The organism is Polaromonas sp. (assembly GCF_018780625.1).
Taxonomy (GTDB): domain Bacteria; phylum Pseudomonadota; class Gammaproteobacteria; order Burkholderiales; family Burkholderiaceae_C; genus Polaromonas.
Genome location: NZ_JADMJK010000028.1, coordinates 25,082 through 41,397, shown reverse-complemented (window position 1 = coordinate 41,397; position 16,316 = coordinate 25,082). Strand labels below are relative to the sequence as shown.

General features: G+C 62.4%; 18 protein-coding genes. 10 read left to right on the top strand and 8 right to left on the bottom strand.

Features of this window, described 5'->3' with window-relative positions:
- The first annotated feature begins 1 nt into the window (after position 1).
- From IV091_RS02200 to ntrC, 6 genes are all read left to right on the top strand, one after another.
- Positions 2-928 carry an EI24 domain-containing protein gene (locus IV091_RS02200; protein WP_293464502.1) on the top strand — a complete coding sequence of 309 codons (927 nt, stop codon included), beginning with the start codon at positions 2-4 and terminating at the stop codon, positions 926-928.
- Positions 929-954: 26 nt separating this feature from the next.
- Positions 955-1,779 carry a molybdopterin-binding protein gene (locus IV091_RS02195; protein WP_293464500.1) on the top strand — a complete coding sequence of 275 codons (825 nt, stop codon included), beginning with the start codon at positions 955-957 and terminating at the stop codon, positions 1,777-1,779.
- A gap of 231 nt (positions 1,780-2,010) precedes the next feature.
- The gene (gene glnA / locus IV091_RS02190) at positions 2,011-3,426 is read left to right on the top strand and encodes a type I glutamate--ammonia ligase (protein ID WP_293464498.1); all 1,416 of its coding nucleotides are present in this window, start codon (positions 2,011-2,013) and stop codon (positions 3,424-3,426) included.
- A 197-nt stretch (positions 3,427-3,623) separates the two neighbouring features.
- A complete protein-coding gene (locus tag IV091_RS02185) occupies positions 3,624-4,139 on the top strand; it encodes a hypothetical protein (protein WP_293464496.1) in 516 nt (171 codons plus the stop codon).
- Positions 4,140-4,190: 51 nt separating this feature from the next.
- Complete coding sequence (gene glnL, locus IV091_RS02180; protein WP_293464531.1) at positions 4,191-5,288, top strand: nitrogen regulation protein NR(II); 1,098 nt, start codon at positions 4,191-4,193, stop codon at positions 5,286-5,288.
- A 59-nt stretch (positions 5,289-5,347) separates the two neighbouring features.
- A complete protein-coding gene (gene ntrC, locus IV091_RS02175) occupies positions 5,348-6,883 on the top strand; it encodes a nitrogen regulation protein NR(I) (RefSeq protein WP_293464494.1) in 1,536 nt (511 codons plus the stop codon).
- Between the two features lie 45 nt (positions 6,884-6,928).
- On the opposite strand, the gene IV091_RS02170 is transcribed toward ntrC, so the two are convergent.
- Complete coding sequence (locus IV091_RS02170) at positions 6,929-7,069, bottom strand: hypothetical protein (protein ID WP_293464492.1); 141 nt, start codon at positions 7,067-7,069, stop codon at positions 6,929-6,931.
- Between IV091_RS02170 and IV091_RS02165 the strand changes: the two genes are divergently transcribed.
- The 4 genes from IV091_RS02165 to IV091_RS02150 all read left to right on the top strand — a co-directional run bounded on the left by IV091_RS02165 (position 7,068) and on the right by IV091_RS02150 (position 11,627).
- Positions 7,068-8,024, top strand: coding sequence for a LysR family transcriptional regulator (locus IV091_RS02165; RefSeq protein WP_293464490.1), 957 nt, complete (start codon positions 7,068-7,070; stop codon positions 8,022-8,024). The genes IV091_RS02170 and IV091_RS02165 overlap by 2 nt on opposite strands.
- 191 nt (positions 8,025-8,215) lie before the next feature.
- Positions 8,216-9,196, top strand: a complete 981-nt coding sequence (locus IV091_RS02160; RefSeq protein ID WP_293464488.1) for a tripartite tricarboxylate transporter substrate binding protein — start codon at positions 8,216-8,218, stop codon at positions 9,194-9,196.
- Positions 9,197-9,207: 11 nt separating this feature from the next.
- Positions 9,208-10,812, top strand: coding sequence for a gamma-glutamyltransferase family protein (locus tag IV091_RS02155; RefSeq protein ID WP_293464486.1), 1,605 nt, complete (start codon positions 9,208-9,210; stop codon positions 10,810-10,812).
- Positions 10,813-10,814: 2 nt separating this feature from the next.
- Complete coding sequence (locus IV091_RS02150) at positions 10,815-11,627, top strand: sulfite exporter TauE/SafE family protein (RefSeq protein WP_293464484.1); 813 nt, start codon at positions 10,815-10,817, stop codon at positions 11,625-11,627.
- Between the two features lie 63 nt (positions 11,628-11,690).
- On the opposite strand, the gene xth is transcribed toward IV091_RS02150, so the two are convergent.
- The 7 genes from xth to IV091_RS02115 form a co-directional block, all read right to left on the bottom strand.
- Positions 11,691-12,473 (bottom strand): exodeoxyribonuclease III, encoded by a 783-nt coding sequence (gene xth, locus IV091_RS02145; protein ID WP_293464482.1) that lies wholly within the window; start codon positions 12,471-12,473, stop codon positions 11,691-11,693.
- An 88-nt stretch (positions 12,474-12,561) separates the two neighbouring features.
- Positions 12,562-13,059: a dihydrofolate reductase gene (locus IV091_RS02140; protein WP_293464480.1), complete on the bottom strand. Its 498-nt coding sequence runs from the start codon at positions 13,057-13,059 to the stop codon at positions 12,562-12,564.
- Entirely contained in the window at positions 13,059-13,892 is an 834-nt protein-coding gene (locus tag IV091_RS02135) for a thymidylate synthase (RefSeq protein ID WP_293464478.1), read from the bottom strand. Before IV091_RS02135 ends, IV091_RS02140 begins: the two co-directional genes overlap by 1 nt.
- Before the next feature lies 1 nt (position 13,893).
- Positions 13,894-14,208 carry a CcdB family protein gene (locus tag IV091_RS02130; protein WP_293464476.1) on the bottom strand — a complete coding sequence of 105 codons (315 nt, stop codon included), beginning with the start codon at positions 14,206-14,208 and terminating at the stop codon, positions 13,894-13,896.
- 2 nt (positions 14,209-14,210) lie between these two features.
- Entirely contained in the window at positions 14,211-14,450 is a 240-nt protein-coding gene (locus tag IV091_RS02125) for a type II toxin-antitoxin system CcdA family antitoxin (RefSeq protein WP_293464475.1), read from the bottom strand.
- Between the two features lie 27 nt (positions 14,451-14,477).
- The gene (locus IV091_RS02120) at positions 14,478-15,899 is read right to left on the bottom strand and encodes an FAD-binding oxidoreductase (RefSeq protein WP_293464473.1); all 1,422 of its coding nucleotides are present in this window, start codon (positions 15,897-15,899) and stop codon (positions 14,478-14,480) included.
- Positions 15,896-16,291 (bottom strand): DUF2069 domain-containing protein, encoded by a 396-nt coding sequence (locus IV091_RS02115; RefSeq protein WP_293464471.1) that lies wholly within the window; start codon positions 16,289-16,291, stop codon positions 15,896-15,898. Before IV091_RS02115 ends, IV091_RS02120 begins: the two co-directional genes overlap by 4 nt.
- Between the last annotated feature and the right edge of the window lie 25 nt (positions 16,292-16,316).

Genomic DNA, 16,316 nt, shown 5'->3' with positions numbered 1-16,316 from the left:
CATGAGCAAGCTTCTCGATTCCTTCTGGCGCGCCGTGATGTACTGCCTGCATCCCCGCGTGATCGCCCTGTCTGTGCTGCCCGTGGTCATCATGGGGGTGCTCTCGCTGGGTCTCGGGTATTTTTACTGGGAAAGCGCGCTGTCGTTGATGCGCGAGAGCCTGGAGAGCTTTGAGCTTGTCAACGCCATGGGCCGCTGGCTGGACGGGCTGGGCCTGGGCAGTCTGCGCCTGGTGCTGGCGCCTGCACTGCTGCTGTTCCTGGCCATTCCGGTGATCGTGATCACCACGCTGCTGTTTGTGGCGATGTTCATGACGCCGGCCATGGTGGCCATGGTGGCGGAACGGCGGTTTCCCCGGCTGGAACGCAAAAAAGGCGGCTCCCTGCTGGCCAGCATTCTTTGGTCGCTGGGCTCGACGCTGCTGGCCATCATGGCGCTGCTGGTGTCGATTCCGCTGTGGCTGGTGCCGCCGCTGATTCTGGTTTTGCCGCCCCTGATCTGGGGCTGGCTCACCTACCGTGTCATGTCCTATGACGCCCTGGCGGACCACGCAAGCATCGAAGAGCGGCGTCAGATCTTCAAGGAAAATCGCCTGACGCTGCTGGGTATCGGTGTGCTCAGTGGCTACCTTGGCACCGTGCCCAGCCTGATCTGGGCATCGGGCGCCATGTTTGTCGCCATGGCCCCTATCTTGGTGCCGGTCGCCATCTGGCTCTATACCCTGGTGTTTGCTTTTTCGTCGCTCTGGTTTGCGCATTACACGCTGGGGGCGCTGGAGCAGTTGCGCAAGACAAATAGCGTTTCCCCATCCGCCCCGATGGCATCAAATGCCGTTGACGTGATGGCCATGAAGCCGGTGCCTGAAGCGCTGCCGATTCAGGCACCGGGCGTGCCATCATCGGGTGGGCAGCCCGATGCCAGACTTTAAAACCCTAGACTTCAAGAACTCCCCGCATGACTACACATTTTGGACTCATCATCGTCGGCGACGAAATTCTTTCGGGCAAACGCGCCGACAAGCACCTGCCCAAAGCCATTGAATTGCTGGGTGCGCGCGGCTTGCAGCTCAGCTACGCCCACTATGTGGGGGACGATCCGGCCCGCATCACCGCCACGCTGGCGCAAGCCTTTGCCGCCGCGCGTCAAACCGGCGATGTGGTTTTTTCCACCGGCGGCATCGGCGCCACACCCGACGACCACACCAGGCAATGCGCGGCAGAGGCGTGGGGCGTGCCGCTGGCGCTGCATCCCGAGGCCGAGGCGCTGATCCGGGAGCGCATGCAGGACACAGCCCGGGAGCAGGGCGTGGCCTACGAGCCTGACCGGCACGACAACATTCACCGCCTGAACATGGGTGTGTTTCCGGTGGGCGCCCGGATCATTCCGAACCCCTACAACAAGATTCCGGGCTTTAGCTGCCATGCGGGCGAGGGCGCGCTGCATTTCATGCCGGGTTTTCCGGTCATGGCCTGGCCCATGCTGGAATGGCTGCTGGACACCCGATATGCCCATTTGCACCAAAAGTCAGCCTACGCCGAAAAATCGGTGATCGTTCTGGGGTCCATGGAGGCTATGCTGACACCGCTGATGATCGATATTGAAGATGCATTCAAAGGTGTCAAGGTGTTTAGCCTGCCAAGTGTTGACCACCCCGAACACGGTCGCCATATTGAATTGGGCGTGAAGGGCGCGCCGGAGGCGGTAGAGCCGGCTTATGCGGCCTTGCTGGCGGGCCTGCGCGAATTTGATCTGAATTTGGGCCCTGAATTGGTGCGTTAAATATTGCACCATAACGGTGCAATATTTAAGTGCATTTTTTTGGTGCATGGTCCGAGTGTTTTTTGACTTGGGTATTCGGCAAATGCCCGAAGTAGCTTCAGCTCACGCGACAATAGCGGCACAATCCAGCGTTGAGCTAAAAATCGGGCAAGCCCGGCTTTGGCATAAAAAGTGCATTGGCAGTGCACTAAGACAATTTTTTAACCACCTATCCAGCAACAGGAGATTCTGATGGCAAAGACCGTCGCAGACGTCATGAAAATGGTCAAGGAAAACGAAGTCAAGTTTGTTGACTTCCGCTTCACCGACACCCGGGGTAAAGAGCAGCACGTCACCGTGCCTGTGTCCCATTTTGACGAGGACAAGTTCACTTCGGGCCATGCGTTCGACGGCTCATCGATTGCAGGCTGGAAAGGCATTGAAGCCTCCGACATGCAACTCATGCCTGACCCCAACACCGCCAACATCGATCCTTTCTTTGAAGAAACGACCCTGTTGCTGAGTTGCGACGTGGTCGAGCCCAGCGACGGCAAGGCCTATGACCGCGATCCGCGCTCCATTGCCAAGCGCGCTGAGGCCTACCTCAAAGCGTCCGGTCTGGGCGATACCGCCTACTTCGGACCAGAGCCAGAATTCTTCATTTTTGACGATGTGCGCTGGAACACCGACATGTCGGGCACCTTCTTCAAGATCGAAGAATACGAAGCGCCCTGGAATTCGGGCGCCAAGCTCGAAGGCGGCAACCGTGGCCACCGTCCCACCGTCAAGGGCGGCTACTTCCCCGTGCCGCCGGTTGACAGCACGCAGGACATGCGCGCTGAAATGTCCCTGATTCTCGAATCGCTGGGCATTCCGGTCGAAGTGTTCCACCATGAAGTTGCGGGTCCCGGCCAGAACGAGATCGGCACCAGGTTCAGCACGCTGGTAGAGCGCGCCGACTGGACGCAGCTGATGAAATACGTGGTGCACAACGTGGCCAACGCCTACGGCAAGACCGCCACTTTCATGCCCAAGCCCATCGTTGGCGACAACGGCTCCGGCATGCACGTGCACCAGTCGATCTGGAAAGATGGCAAAAACCTGTTTGCCGGCGACGGCTATGCGGGCCTGTCCGATTTCGCGCTGTACTACGTCGGCGGCATCATCAAGCACGCCCGTGCCCTGAACGCCATCACCAACCCCGGCACCAACAGCTACAAGCGCCTGGTTCCTGGTTACGAAGCACCGGTCAAGCTGGCTTATTCGGCCAAGAACCGCTCGGCTTCGATCCGCATTCCCTACGTGGCCAACCCCAAGGGTCGCCGCATTGAAGCGCGTTTCCCCGATCCACTGATGAACCCTTACCTCGGCTTTGCAGCCCTGATGATGGCCGGTCTCGATGGCGTGGAAAACAAGATCCACCCGGGCGAAGCTGCCACCAAGGACCTGTACCATCTGCCGCCCGAGGAAGACGCGCTGGTCCCGACCGTGTGCCACAGCCTGGACCAGGCGCTGGACGCGCTGGACGTGGGCCGCGGCTTCCTGACCAAGGGTGGCGTGTTCACCGACAGCATGCTGGACGCCTACATTGAACTGAAGATGGGCGAAGTGACGCGTCTGCGCCAAGCCACGCACCCTATCGAGTTCGAGATGTACTACTCCCTGTAAATCAGGGCGCTGCGTTTTCCCGCCATCGGCGGGTTTTCTGCAGCTCAGGGTTAAAAAGGACGGCCAATGCCGTCCTTTTTTTATGGTTATACGGCATTATTTCCTTGCCGGCTTTGTACACTTGCCGCTTAGCCGCATGCTGGGCGGCATTTGCGCTTGTGCGCCCATCATTTGCTTGCGGGCACCCGGAGTTCCCTATGAAACACACCCTACTGTTGCCCGCTTTTTCCTTGCTGCTGGCAAGCGCGGGAAGCACTGTCTGGGCGCAGCAGATTTATCGCTGCGTCGACGCCAGCGGCGGGACGCCGGAATACATCAACAACGTCAAGGACGCCCAGATCCGCAACTGCAAGCAGGTGTCAGGGGGCAATGTTACGGTGGTGCAGCCCACGCCGGTTCCCAGAGCCTCTGTTGTCCGCGCAGCGCCAGCCTCGGCCGTGGCCAGGCCACGCAACGACGGCAACCCAGAGCAGCGTGCCCGCGACAGCGACTCGCGCCTCATTCTTGAGGCAGAGCTGAAAAAGTCCGAGGCCAGGCTGGCCGAGCAACTCAAGGAATACAACAATGGCGAGCCCGAAAAGCAGGGCATCGAAGGGCGAAATTACCAGCGTTACCTGGACCGCGTGGCCGAACTCAAGGAAGGCATTGCGCGCACCCAAAGCGATATTACTGGCCTCAAGCGCGAGATTTCTCGTTTGCCGGCTTCAAATTAGGCGCTGGCTGGGCTGTGCGGCGGCCGCTTCTGAGCCAAAATAGACGACTTGATCAAGCCTTATTTTTCTGCCGTTTCAGACATCCCCCTTGCGACCTCCGGGCCGCCCCGGTTTCAATCGTTTGACCTGCTGGCCACGTTGGTGGCGGTGGTGCGAACCGACGGCACCGTTGTGTTTGCCAACGCGGCGCTGGAAGACGCGCTAGGCATTTCCCGGCGCACCATTGAAGGCTCGCAACTGCCCGAGTGCTTCACGGAACCCCAGATTCTTCAAAATGCGCTCGAAGGTGCGTGCAGCAACGAGTTTGCCGCCCTGCGCTATGACGCGTGGCTCAGGCGGGTCAACCATGAACCCCTGCCCGTCCATGTGGTGGTGGCGCAGACCGATCAGCCCGGCGAAGCGATTGTGGAATTGCTGCCGCTGGAGCAGCAGGCCAAACAAGAGCGCGAGGAGCGCCTGATGGATCAGGCTCAGGCCAACAAGGAGCTGATCCGAAACCTGGCGCACGAGATCAAAAACCCCCTGGGCGGCATTCGCGGCGCGGCGCAGTTGCTGCAGATGGAAATCGACAAGGACCTGAGCGAGTACACCCAGGTCATCATCCACGAGGCTGATCGACTGCAAACCCTGGTGGACCGTCTGCTGGCACCGCACCGCCGTCCGCACCTCGTAGGGGATGTGAACATCCATGAAGTGTGCGAGCGGGTGCGCTTGCTGGTACTGGCCGAGTTTCCCAAGGGTCTGCAGCTGACGCGGGACTACGACACCTCGATTCCCGATTTTCGCGGCGACCGTGAGCAACTGATCCAGGCGGTGCTGAACATCACCCACAACGCGGCGCAGGCGCTGGCGGAGCGCATGGCCGCCGGGGATGCGCAGATCACCTTCAAGACACGGATTGCCCGGCAAGTAACTTTTGGCAAGCAGCGCTATCGCCTGGCACTGGAATTGCATGTGGTTGACAATGGACCGGGCGTGCCGGACTCCATCAAAGACCGGATTTTCTATCCCCTGGTATCAGGGCGTGAAGGCGGGTCGGGGCTGGGGCTGACATTGGCGCAAACCTTTGTTCAGCAACACCACGGTTTGATTGAGTGCGAGAGCAGGCCAGGCCGAACAGATTTCAAGCTGCTGATACCACTGCCTTAAGCTTGAGGTCTGTTGTTTTTCATTTTGAAAATAACGGATAGACCCAAGGGATGACAAGCATGAAACCGATCTGGATTGTTGATGATGACCAGTCCATCCGGTTTGTTCTGGAAAAGGCACTGCTGCGGGAAGGCCTGCCCACGCGCAGTTTCACCAACCCCCGCGAGGTGCTGGCCGCGCTGGAAGACGCGGGCGAGGACGAGGGGCCGCAAATCCTGGTCAGCGACATCCGCATGCCGGGCGGCTCTGGCCTGGAACTGCTCGAAAAAGTCCATCTCAAGCTGCCCGGCCTGCCGGTCATCATCATGACCGCGTTCTCCGATCTGGACAGTGCGGTGTCGGCCTTTCAGGGCGGCGCGTTCGAGTACCTGCCCAAGCCGTTTGACCTGCCCAAGGCGATCGAGTTGATCCGCCGCGCCGTCGAGGAAAGCCAGCGCGAGGAAGTGGCCGAGGAGCGCATGGCAGCCGCGCCGGAAATGCTGGGCCAGGCTCCGGCCATGCAGGACGTGTTTCGGGCTATTGGCCGCTTGAGCCAAAGCATGGTGACCGTGATGATCACCGGCGAATCAGGTTCGGGCAAGGAGCTGGTGGCGCGCGCGCTGCACAAGCATTCGCCGCGCGCCAACGGGCCTTTTGTCGCCATCAATACCGCCGCCATTCCAAAAGACCTGCTGGAGAGCGAGCTGTTTGGCCATGAGCGCGGCGCCTTCACCGGCGCCCAGACCATGCGGCGCGGCCGCTTTGAGCAGGCCGATGGCGGTACGCTGTTTCTCGATGAAATCGGCGACATGCCGTTTGACCTGCAAACGCGTTTGCTGCGGGTGCTCAGCGACGGTCATTTCTACCGGGTGGGCGGCCATAGCGCCGTCAAGACCAACGTGCGCGTGATTGCCGCCACACACCAGGATCTGGAGCAGCGCGTCAAGGAAGGCGGCTTTCGTGAAGACCTGTACCACCGCCTCAACGTGATTCGCCTGCGCCTGCCTGCCTTGCGCGAGCGGCGAGAAGACGTGTTCATGCTGACGCGGCATTTCTTGCAGCAAAGCGCCAAGCAGCTGGGCGTTGATTCAAAGCGCATCTCCGACGCAGCCTTGCAGCAGCTCAGTAATTTCAGCTTTCCGGGCAATGTGCGCCAGCTCGAAAACATCTGCCACTGGCTGACCGTGATGGCGCCTTCGCAGGTGATCGAGCCCAAAGACCTGCCGCCCGAGGTGCTGAGCGCCATGCCCGGCGTGGCCAAAGCCGTGGCGCCAGCCGACAAAACGGAGGCCGTCAAGCCCGAGTGGACTGCTCCGCAGGAAAGCGCAAGCGATGCGCCCCAGGCGGACGCCGCTATGGCCGGCGCCGCTTATCTGCCCCTGGACGGGCTTGACCACAGCGCGCCAAACTGGGAAAGCGGGCTGGAGGCCGAGGCCCAGGCCCTGCTGGCCACGGGTCGCACGGACGTGTGGGACGTGTTGACCCGCCGCTTCGAGTCCAGGCTGATCCAGACCGCGCTGCTCAACACGCGCGGCCGCCGCATCGAGGCCGCCCAGAAACTGGGCATTGGGCGCAACACCATCACACGCAAGATCCAGGAACTAAATCTTGAGTGAATAGTAGCCATAGCCCCCGTCCTGCAAGGGGTGTAAGCTGCTTTTTTAATAGCAAAAAGATTCCCGGCGAGCGGCCTGGAATTGGCTAAATATTCCCTGGATCACGGCAGTTTTCAGATCGCCCGGCAGATCACCTGCGGCGCTGTGCTTATAGTTGCCGAATCCATAACGATCAAGGACAACCATGAGCCTTTCCGGGGCGGACATTCGGGCGCGCCACCTGCAGGAAACGGCGCTGCGCTATTTCTTCGAGGTGGCCCGCTGCGGCTCCCTGACGGAGGCGTCGGAACGGCTTCATGTGGCGGCTTCGGCCATCAGTCGCCAGATTACCGGGCTTGAGCAGGCGCTGGGCACGCCGCTCTTTGAGCGGCATCCGCGCGGCATGGTGCTGAACGCGGCTGGCGAGATACTGGCCACGCACGCGCGCCGGGCCAGCCTGGATGCCGAAAGGGCGGTGAAGGAAATCATGGCCCTGCAGGGCCTGCGCTCGGGCAAGGTGCGCATTGCCGCCTCGGAGGGTTTTGCCAACGAGTTCCTGCCGCCGCTGATTGTCGCCTTCAGGGTGCAGAACGAAGGCATCGTGTTTGAGCTCAACGTCGAGCCACCCGCCCAGGTGGCGGCGCGTGTGCGCGACGGTGATGTGGACATCGGACTGAAGTTCAGCCGCGCCCCCGACAAGGAGATCAAGGTTGAGTACCGCCAACCGGCGCCCGTGCTGGCACTGATGCGCCACGACCATCCGCTGGCCAGGTCCCGGTCGGTCACGCTGGCCAGCATGAGCGCGTATCCGGTGGCGCTGCCCGCGCCGGACACCACGGTGCGCCAGATGATCGACGTGGAGTGCAGCCGCCAGCAATTGCTGATGGAGGCCGTGCTGACCAGCAACAACATGACCACGCTGCACAACTTCGTCGTGCATGGCGGCGGCATCTCCATCTCCGGCGAGGTGTCGGTGCGGCACCTGGTGGCGGCTGGTGTGCTGGTGGCGATTCCTATCCGCGATCGCGGCATGGGCTTGCGCTACATCGAGGTGCAAACGCTGGCCGGCCGCAGCCTGCCGCAAGCGGTGCAGTCCTTTCTCGGCTATTTAAAGCAACATCTGTCGGGCGAGCCTGCGCCGAATGCAGGCTTGGCGCCATGACGCCGCACCGCTGCCCGATCAGCAATCCGGCCTCCAGGGAATACTGAATTTTCAGGTTTGCCGTTTTGGCAAAGAAATATTGCGTATTCTCTTATTGTGATAAGGCGCAAGTCTTTCTATGATGCGTCCAGACCTGAATTCTCGGGCGACACTGCGGGCATCGCGTGCCTCACCAACCAAGGGAAATTTACATGCGTTTTCTACCTAACGGCCTCCGCATGCTGGGCGCTGCCGCGCTCATCGCCGCATCTGCAGCCAGCCAGGCCCAAGCCTGGCCCGAGCGGCCTGTGCGCCTTGTCGTTCCTTTTCCGTCTGGCGGCGCCACCGACCTCGTGGCACGGGTGATTGCCCAGCGCGTGTCCCGGGACATTGGTCAGCAGATCATCGTTGACAACAAGGCCGGCGCGGGCGGCACCATTGGTTCGGCTGAGGCGGCCAAGGCGGCGCCCGATGGCTACACCCTGCTGCTGACCACCAGCAGTACCCATGCCATTTCGCCGCACCTGATGCCCAAGCTGCCCTACGATCCCCTGAAGGACTTCACGCCGGTTGCGCACCTGGCCGACGCCGCGAGCGTGGTGCTGGTGACGCAGTCGCTGCCCGTCAAAACGGTGGCCGAACTGATCACCCATGCCAAAAAACATCCCGGCCAGCTTAACTACGCCAGCAGCGGCAACGGCACTATCGTGCACCTGACGACCGAAGCCTTCAAGGCCCAGGCCGGAATTTTCATGACCCATGTGCCTTACAAAGGCACGGCACTGGCCATTCCTGACGTCATTTCAGGCGCGGTGCATGTGTTGATCGATGCGATTCCGTCCGGCATGCCGCATGTCAAGAGCGGCCGCCTCCGGGCGCTGGCTGTCACGGGTGAAAAACGTTCGGCCCTGGCGCCCGAGTTGCCGACCGTTGCCGAGGCCGGTCTGCCCGGTTTCTCGTCCGTGACCTGGTTTGGGCTTTATGCGCCGCGCGGCATGAACGCGGACCTGGTGGCGCGCGTGCATGACGCGTTCGAGAAAGCAGCCCACGCCCCTGACGTGGTGGAAAGCCTGGCCAAGCTGGGCGTTGAAGCCGCGCCCACGGGCTCGCCCGCACAGTTCGCTGCGATGGTGTCTGCCGACAGCCAGCGCTGGGCGCGCATTATTCGCGACCGCAAGATCACCATTCAATAAAAGGCGCACCCATGCCCACTTCATCCCCCCTCGATTTCACAAACCCCTATCCGTCGGCCCGCTCTGCCGTGATGGGGCGCAACGTGGTCAGCACCTCGCAGCCACTGGCCGCACAGGCCGGCCTGCGCATGCTGCTGGCCGGCGGCAACGCGGTGGACGCCGCCATTGCCACGGCGATGGCGCTGACAGTCGTCGAGCCAACCGGCTGCGGCCTGGGCAGCGATGGCTTTGCGATTGTCTGGGACGGCAAGGAACTGCACGGCCTGAACGCTTCCGGCCGCTCCCCGGCAGCCTGGTCGGCCGACCGCTTTGCCGGCCACAGCGTGATGCCCGACAAGGGCTGGGACGCCATCACCGTGCCCGGCGCGGTGTCCGCCTGGAGCGCGCTGTCCCGCCGCTTCGGCCGCCTGCCGTTTGCCGACCTGGCCGTGCCCGCCATTGGCTACGCGCGCAACGGCTTTCCGGTGTCGCCCATCATTGCCCATTTGTGGGCCATGGGCGGCGTGCGCCTGGGCGACCAGCCCGGCTTTGCCGAATGCTTTTTGCCTGGCGGCCGCGCGCCGTTTGCAGGCGAGCTGTTTCGCAGTGAAGCCCATGCGAGCACGCTCGAAGCCATTGCCGACAGCCATGGCGAGGCGTTTTACCGCGGCGCGCTGGCCAGTCGCATGGCTGCGCATGCCCGGGAAAATGGCGGCGTGATGACCGAGGACGACCTGGCAGCCCACAGCGCCGACTGGTGCGGCACACTGTCGCAGCCCTTCGCCGGCTCCGTGGTGCACGAGTTGCCGCCCAACGGGCAGGGCATTGCCACGCTGATGGCGCTGGGCATGCTGGAGGCCCTGGGCATCGGCAACCAGCCGCTCGACCACGTCGACACCGTGCACCTGCAGATCGAGGCGATGAAGTTCGCGCTGGCCGACCTGCACAGGTACAACGCCGACATCGATGCGATGCAGGTCACGCCCGCCGCACTGCTGGACCCGGCCTACCTGGCCGAGCGCGCCCAACTGATTGACCGCAACCGGGCCGGCGACCCCGGCCACGGCGCGCCCAAGCAGGGCGGCACGGTCTACATTGCGGCGGCCGATGCCTCCGGGATGATGGTCTCCTTCATCCAGTCCAACTACATGGGCTTTGGCTCGGGCATCGTGGTGCCCGGCACCGGCATCAGCATGCAGAACCGGGGCTTTGGCTTTTCGCTGGAGCAGGGGCATGCCAACCAGGTTGGGCCCTCCAAGCGTCCTTCACACACCATCATTCCGGCGTTTGCCATGCATGCCGATGGCACGCCGCAAATGGCTTTTGGCGTCATGGGCGGGCCGATGCAGTCACAAGGCCATCTGCAAATGGCCTTGCGGGTGCTGCACTACGGACAGAATCCGCAGGCGGCGGCCGATGCACCGCGCTGGCGCGTGACCGGCGGCCTGAAGGTGGCGGTCGAGCCGGGCTTTGATGCCGGCGTGGTCAGTGAACTCGTTGCGCGCGGGCATGACGTCACCGTCGAGCGCGGCAATGGCGTGTTCGCCTTTGGCGGCGCGCAGCTGGTGCTCAAGCGCGGCGATGCCTACATCGCAGGCTCCGACCCGCGCAAGGATGGCCAGGCGGTGGCATTTTGATCATGAACATTGACCCTGTCCTGATCGTTGAGTTGCTCGTCATGGGCTGCATCAGCGGTTTTCTTGCCGGCTTGCTGGGCATAGGCGGCGGCATGGTGCTGGTGCCAGCGCTGACCTTTATCGGGACTGCAAAAGGCTTTCCGGCCGACTATGTCGTCAAGATGGCGGTCGCCACCTCGCTGGCCACCATTTTGTTCACGTCGCTGTCGTCGGTGCGCGCGCACCACAAGCGCGGCGCGGTGCGCTGGGACGTCGTCAAGCTGCTGGCGCCGGGCATCGTAGTGGGTTCGCTGCTCGGCGCCCAGATCGCCAAGCTGCTGTCGACCAAGTCGCTCGCGCTCGTCTTCGCCGTTTTTGTCAGCTATTCGGCGCTGCAGATGTTCATCGACAAGAAGCCCAAGCCCTCCCGGCAATTGCCGCAGGGCGGTGGCATGATTGGCGCGGGCACGGTGATTGGCACGCTGTCGGCGCTGGTGGGCGCCGGTGGCGGGTTTATTTCAGTGCCCTTCATGGCCTGGTGCAACGTCGCCATCCACACGGCCGTGGCAACCTCGGCCGCATTGGGATTCCCGATTGCGCTGGCCGGCACCATCGGCTATATCTATGCGGGCTGGAACCTGCAGGGCGTGCCAGTTGGCAGTTTTGGCTACCTTTACCTGCCAGCGCTGGTGCTGATCGCCGTGACCAGCGTGATCTTTGCACCGTTCGGTGCCAAGGCGGCCCACAAGCTCGACGTCAAGCAACTCAAGCGGGTGTTTGCCTGCCTGTTGTTCTTGCTGGCGGCCTACATGGCGAGCAAGGGGCTTGCGGCCTGACCGCCAAGCCGCCAGGCCTTTGCTGGACTTTTCCCAAGTAGCACCGGCATTCGGTGCTATTTTTTATAGTTTTTCGAGTTCCACCACGACCGGCACATGGTCGCTGGGCCGTTCGTTCTTGCGTGGCAGTTTGTCGATCACGCAACTGCGAACCAGCGGCTTGAGCGCTTCGCTGACCAGAATGTGGTCAATGCGCAGCCCGCGGTTGCGCCGGAACGCCATTTCCCGGTAGTCCCACCACGAGTAGCTTTTCTCGGGCTGGTCAAACATCCGGAAGGCGTCCGTCAGGCCGAGTTGGGTGAGCGCCTGAAAGTGCAGCCGCTCTTCGCTGGTGTGGTGAATGGTTTCGCGCAGGCTTTCCGGGTCGTAGCTGTCGCGGTCATCTGCGGTGATGTTGAAGTCGCCCACCAGCACCAGCCTGGGGTGGGCCAGCAGTTCTTCCCGCAGCCAGTCGCGCAGGCCTTCCAGCCATTTCATCTTGTAGTCGAACTTTTCGCTGCCCGGCGACTGGCCGTTGACGAAGTAGCCGTTGACCACGCGCACCTCGCCATCAGGCGTGTCCAGCGTGGCGGCAATCACGCGCGATTGCTCGTCCGCGAAGCCTGTGATGTTTTTCACAATGTCGCGCGCCGGCGTGCGGCTCAAAATGGCGACGCCGTTGTAGGTTTTCTGGCCAAACACCGCGCTGTGGTAACCCGCCGCTTGCAACTCTTTCAACGGGAACTTGTCGTCGCTGAGCTTGAGCTCCTGCAGGCACAGCACATCGACCGGATTGGCTGCCAGCCAGTCGAGTACCTGCGGCAGCCGCACCGTCAGCGAATTTACGTTCCAGGTGGAAATTTTCATGATTTGATGGTTCCAGCCCAATGAATTCGGGCGTCAGTAGCGATTAAACAAGGCGCGGGTTTGCGGCGTTCGGGCCGACTGCCCCGCCTCAGGCCGCTTCGGCTTTGCGGTAGGTGACGAAGCTGAACGTCAGCCCGCCAGCCGCCACATGGTCTTCGCGCGCAGTCGCTGTCCATTGCGGCCCCAGTGCGGGCGCGAAGGCATCACCTTCAAAGTCCTGGTCAATTTCAGTGACCTCGATGCGCTCAGCCAGCGGCTCGGCTTGCGCATAGATTTGCGCGCCACCGATGATCCAGACCTCGTCAGACTGATCACACAGCCCAAGCGCGGCCTCCAGGCTGCTGGCCGGTAGTGCGCCAGCGTCATGCCAGTCCGGCTGCCGGGTGATGACCACGTTGGTGCGGCCGGGCAGGGGGCGAAAGCGGGCTGGGAGCGAATCCCAGGTCTTGCGGCCCATGATGACGGGCCAGCCCTGCGTCAGGCGCTTGAAGTGCGCGAGGTCTTCGGGCAGGTGCCAGGGCATGGCGTTGTCCTTGCCGATCACGCCGTTGGCGGCGCGCGCGTAAATCAGGTTGATGCGGGGCATCAGACGGCTACCGGCGCCTTGATGGCCGGATGGTGCTGGTAGTCCAGGAACTCGAAGTCCTCGAACTGGTAGTCAAAGATTGATGCGGGTTTGCGCTTGATGTGCAGCGTGGGGTAGGGCAGGGGCGCGCGGCTCAGTTGCAGTTCGACCTGTTCCTGGTGGTTGCTGTAGATGTGGCAGTCGCCGCCGGTCCAGATGAAGTCGCCCACGTCCAGGTCGCACTGCTGCGCCACCATGTGCGTGAGCAGGGCGTAGCTGGCGATGTTGAAAGGCACGCCCAGGAAAATGTCGGCGCTGCGCTGGTAAAGCTGGCAGCTGAGCTTGCCTTTGCCGCCGGGCTCGGTGGCCGGCGCCACGTAAAACTGGAAAAAGGCGTGGCAGGGCATCAGCGCCATCTTGTCCAGGTCGGCCACGTTCCAGGCGCTCACGATGATGCGGCGCGAATCTGGGTTGGTCTTGAGGGTCTTGATGACCTCTGCAATCTGGTCAATGTGGCCGCCATCGGGCGTGGGCCAGCTGCGCCACTGCACGCCATAGACCGGACCCAGGTCACCGTCTTCCCGTGCCCACTCATTCCAGATCGTCACGCCGCGCTCGGTCAGCCAGTTATTGCTGCTGGAGCCGGTCAGGAACCACAGCAGTTCCTGGATGATGGATTTAACGTGCACCTTCTTGGTCGTGACCAGCGGAAAGCCTTCGTTGAGGTCAAAGCGCATCTGGTGGCCAAACACGCTTTTTGTGCCGGTGCCGGTGCGGTCGGCCTTGAACACGCCTTGCGTGTCCACAAGGCGCATGAGATCTTCGTATTGGTGGCGGATGGGTTTTGTGTGCATGTCAGTAAGATCCAAAAATACAGTCCAGCGCCGCCACGATTTCTTCTTGATGGCCTTGCAGGCTGGCGACGCTTTGGCCCAGTTCCCGTGCCGGGAAGGACGCCAGTGCTGCGGTGTCCAGCACCACTTGCTGGCCCTGGATCTCAAACACGGGGTTCAAATCCCGCAAGCGATGTCGATACAGGGCTGCTGGTCGCAACGGAATGACGATGCGGGAATCCAGGCTGTCGATGTAGTCGTTCTGGATATCCAGCAGAAAGGGCGTGCTACTGCGCAGCGAGGCATCGGGGTGCGCGTGGACGTCAAAACGAGCCACGGTCAAAAGGTCCGGTACTTGGCCAGGGGAAGGCCGTCAAGGGCCATGCGTGCGTTGTATTCGGCAACGGCATCCTTGTTTTCAGCGTTCCACTGTTCCCAGTAGCGGCGCCGAACTTCAGCCGCCAGCAAGGTGTCAACGGTTTGCGAGACGTTCATGCCCATCTCGCGGGCCATCTCCAGTACCTTGGAATTGAGCGACAGATTGGTCGATTTTTTGGGCGAGTTGTCGAATCTGAGCATGAAACATCTCCATTGACTATGCGCATATTATATGCGCACGACCCGCCCCGGGTTCATGGTGTTCTGCGGGTCCAGCGCCTGCTTGATGGCCCGCATCATGCCCAGGGCCACCGGCGATTTGTGCTGCTCCAGGTGGTCCAGCTTCAGGCTGCCCACGCCGTGTTCGGCCGAAATCGAGCCGCCAAAGCCTGCCACCGAATCGTAGACCAGCGAATTGACGTGTTCTTCATGGTCGCGCAGAAACGCCCTGGCGTCGCCGTCGGCGGGCGCTTGCACGTTGTAGTGCAGGTTGCCGTCGCCCAGATGGCCAAAATTCACCAGCCGCACGCCCGGCAGGGCTTGCTGGAGCAGCGCATCGGTCGCCTCGACAAACTCGGGAATGCGCGACACCGCAATCGAGATGTCGTGCTTGATGTTCAGGCCTTCTTCGGCCTGCGCCAGCGGAATGCTTTCGCGAATGTGCCAGAGCTGGTGCGCCTGGGCCAGGTTTTCAGCCACTACGGCGTCGCTCACGCAGCCCTGCTCGAGCGCGGTTTCCAGCAGCCGCTCGAATTGCGTGCGCGCATGGGCTTCGGATTCGGTGTCGGAGTTTTCCAGCAGCACGCAAAACGGCGTTTCCTGGTAGAGCGGCACGCGCTGCTGCGGGAAATGACTGGCCACCAGGCTCAGGGCAAACTGGCCCATCACTTCAAAGCCGGTCAGGCCCGCGCCCAGGTGCTGGTGCGCCAGGCCAAGCAGGGTGACGGCGTCCTGCATGGATGGCACTGCCGCCCAGGCCGTGAGGCGCGCGGCGGGCTGGGGGTAGAGCTTGAGCGTGGCGGCCGTGATGACGCCCAGCGTGCCTTCGCTGCCGACGAACAGGTCGCGCAGGTCGTAGCCGGTGTTGTCCTTGCGCAGTCCCGACAGCCCGTGCCACACCTCGCCCTGCGCGGTGACCACTTCCAGCCCCAGGCACAGGTCGCGCGCATTGCCGTAGCGCACCACCTGCGTGCCGCCGGCGTTGGTGGCCAGGTTGCCGCCAATGGTGCAGCTGCCTTCGGCGGCCAGGCTCAGCGGAAACAGAAAGCCGGCTTTTTCAGCCGTTTCCTGCAGGGTCTGCAGGATGCAGCCAGCTTCCACCGTGAGGGTCAGGTTGGCGCCATCGAGCGCGCGCACCGCATTCATGCGCTGCAGGCTCAGCACCACCTGCTGGCCCGAGTCGTCCGGCGTTGAACCGACCACCAGCCCGGTGTTGCCGCCCTGGGTGACGATGCTGACACCGGCCGCCGCGCAGGCCTTGACGACGGCGGCGACCTCGGCGGTGCTGCCCGGCCTGACGACCGCCAGCGCCTTGCCGCGGCTGCGCTTGCGCCAGTCTTGTTCCCAGGCTGACAGGTCGCCGTCGGTCAAGACCTGGGACGCACCCGTGATCGCCCGCAGGGCTTGAATAAGTTGTGAATGCTGGCTCATAAAGGGGTTTCCATGGGTGCAGCCGGCACAGGGGCAGCTGCCGTTTTAAGTCGGATTCGCACGTGCAGCGCGCAAGCCGCAAACAGCACCAGGCACAGCGCGACTTCGATCATCGCCAGGTAGTTGCCGGGGACCGGGTCGCTCCAGGCGCGCGTGGCGCCTTCGGTGAAATACACCCAGACCATCAGGCTGACCCAGCGGTAGGTGTACATGCGGTTTTTCAGGAAACCGGCCAGCGGAATGCACAGCGGCAAGACTTTCAGGGCCAGCAACGAGCCGCCCGGCCGAATCGGCGCCAGCCACATTTCCCATGCCAGGCCCAGCACAATCAGTCCGCCCAGGCTGCCCAGGGCCATCCAGCGGGTCATTTCAATTTGGTTTGCTTTGTTCATGGTCATCGTTTTTTCAAATGGCATG

What these genes read in the sequence shown, in the direction of transcription:
- IV091_RS02200 (WP_293464502.1), top strand. Translation starts at nt 2, where the DNA reads ATGAGCAAGCTTCTCGATTCCTTCTGGCGCGCCGTGATGTACTGCCTG.
- IV091_RS02195 (WP_293464500.1), top strand. Translation starts at nt 955, where the DNA reads ATGACTACACATTTTGGACTCATCATCGTCGGCGACGAAATTCTTTCG.
- glnA (WP_293464498.1), top strand. Translation starts at nt 2,011, where the DNA reads ATGGCAAAGACCGTCGCAGACGTCATGAAAATGGTCAAGGAAAACGAA.
- IV091_RS02185 (WP_293464496.1), top strand. Translation starts at nt 3,624, where the DNA reads ATGAAACACACCCTACTGTTGCCCGCTTTTTCCTTGCTGCTGGCAAGC.
- ntrC (WP_293464494.1), top strand. Translation starts at nt 5,348, where the DNA reads ATGAAACCGATCTGGATTGTTGATGATGACCAGTCCATCCGGTTTGTT.
- IV091_RS02165 (WP_293464490.1), top strand. Translation starts at nt 7,068, where the DNA reads ATGAGCCTTTCCGGGGCGGACATTCGGGCGCGCCACCTGCAGGAAACG.
- IV091_RS02170 (WP_293464492.1), bottom strand. Translation starts at nt 7,069, where the DNA reads ATGGTTGTCCTTGATCGTTATGGATTCGGCAACTATAAGCACAGCGCC.
- IV091_RS02160 (WP_293464488.1), top strand. Translation starts at nt 8,216, where the DNA reads ATGCGTTTTCTACCTAACGGCCTCCGCATGCTGGGCGCTGCCGCGCTC.
- IV091_RS02155 (WP_293464486.1), top strand. Translation starts at nt 9,208, where the DNA reads ATGCCCACTTCATCCCCCCTCGATTTCACAAACCCCTATCCGTCGGCC.
- IV091_RS02150 (WP_293464484.1), top strand. Translation starts at nt 10,815, where the DNA reads ATGAACATTGACCCTGTCCTGATCGTTGAGTTGCTCGTCATGGGCTGC.
- xth (WP_293464482.1), bottom strand. Translation starts at nt 12,473, where the DNA reads ATGAAAATTTCCACCTGGAACGTAAATTCGCTGACGGTGCGGCTGCCG.
- IV091_RS02140 (WP_293464480.1), bottom strand. Translation starts at nt 13,059, where the DNA reads ATGCCCCGCATCAACCTGATTTACGCGCGCGCCGCCAACGGCGTGATC.
- IV091_RS02135 (WP_293464478.1), bottom strand. Translation starts at nt 13,892, where the DNA reads ATGCACACAAAACCCATCCGCCACCAATACGAAGATCTCATGCGCCTT.
- IV091_RS02125 (WP_293464475.1), bottom strand. Translation starts at nt 14,450, where the DNA reads ATGCTCAGATTCGACAACTCGCCCAAAAAATCGACCAATCTGTCGCTC.
- IV091_RS02120 (WP_293464473.1), bottom strand. Translation starts at nt 15,899, where the DNA reads ATGAGCCAGCATTCACAACTTATTCAAGCCCTGCGGGCGATCACGGGT.
- IV091_RS02115 (WP_293464471.1), bottom strand. Translation starts at nt 16,291, where the DNA reads ATGAACAAAGCAAACCAAATTGAAATGACCCGCTGGATGGCCCTGGGC.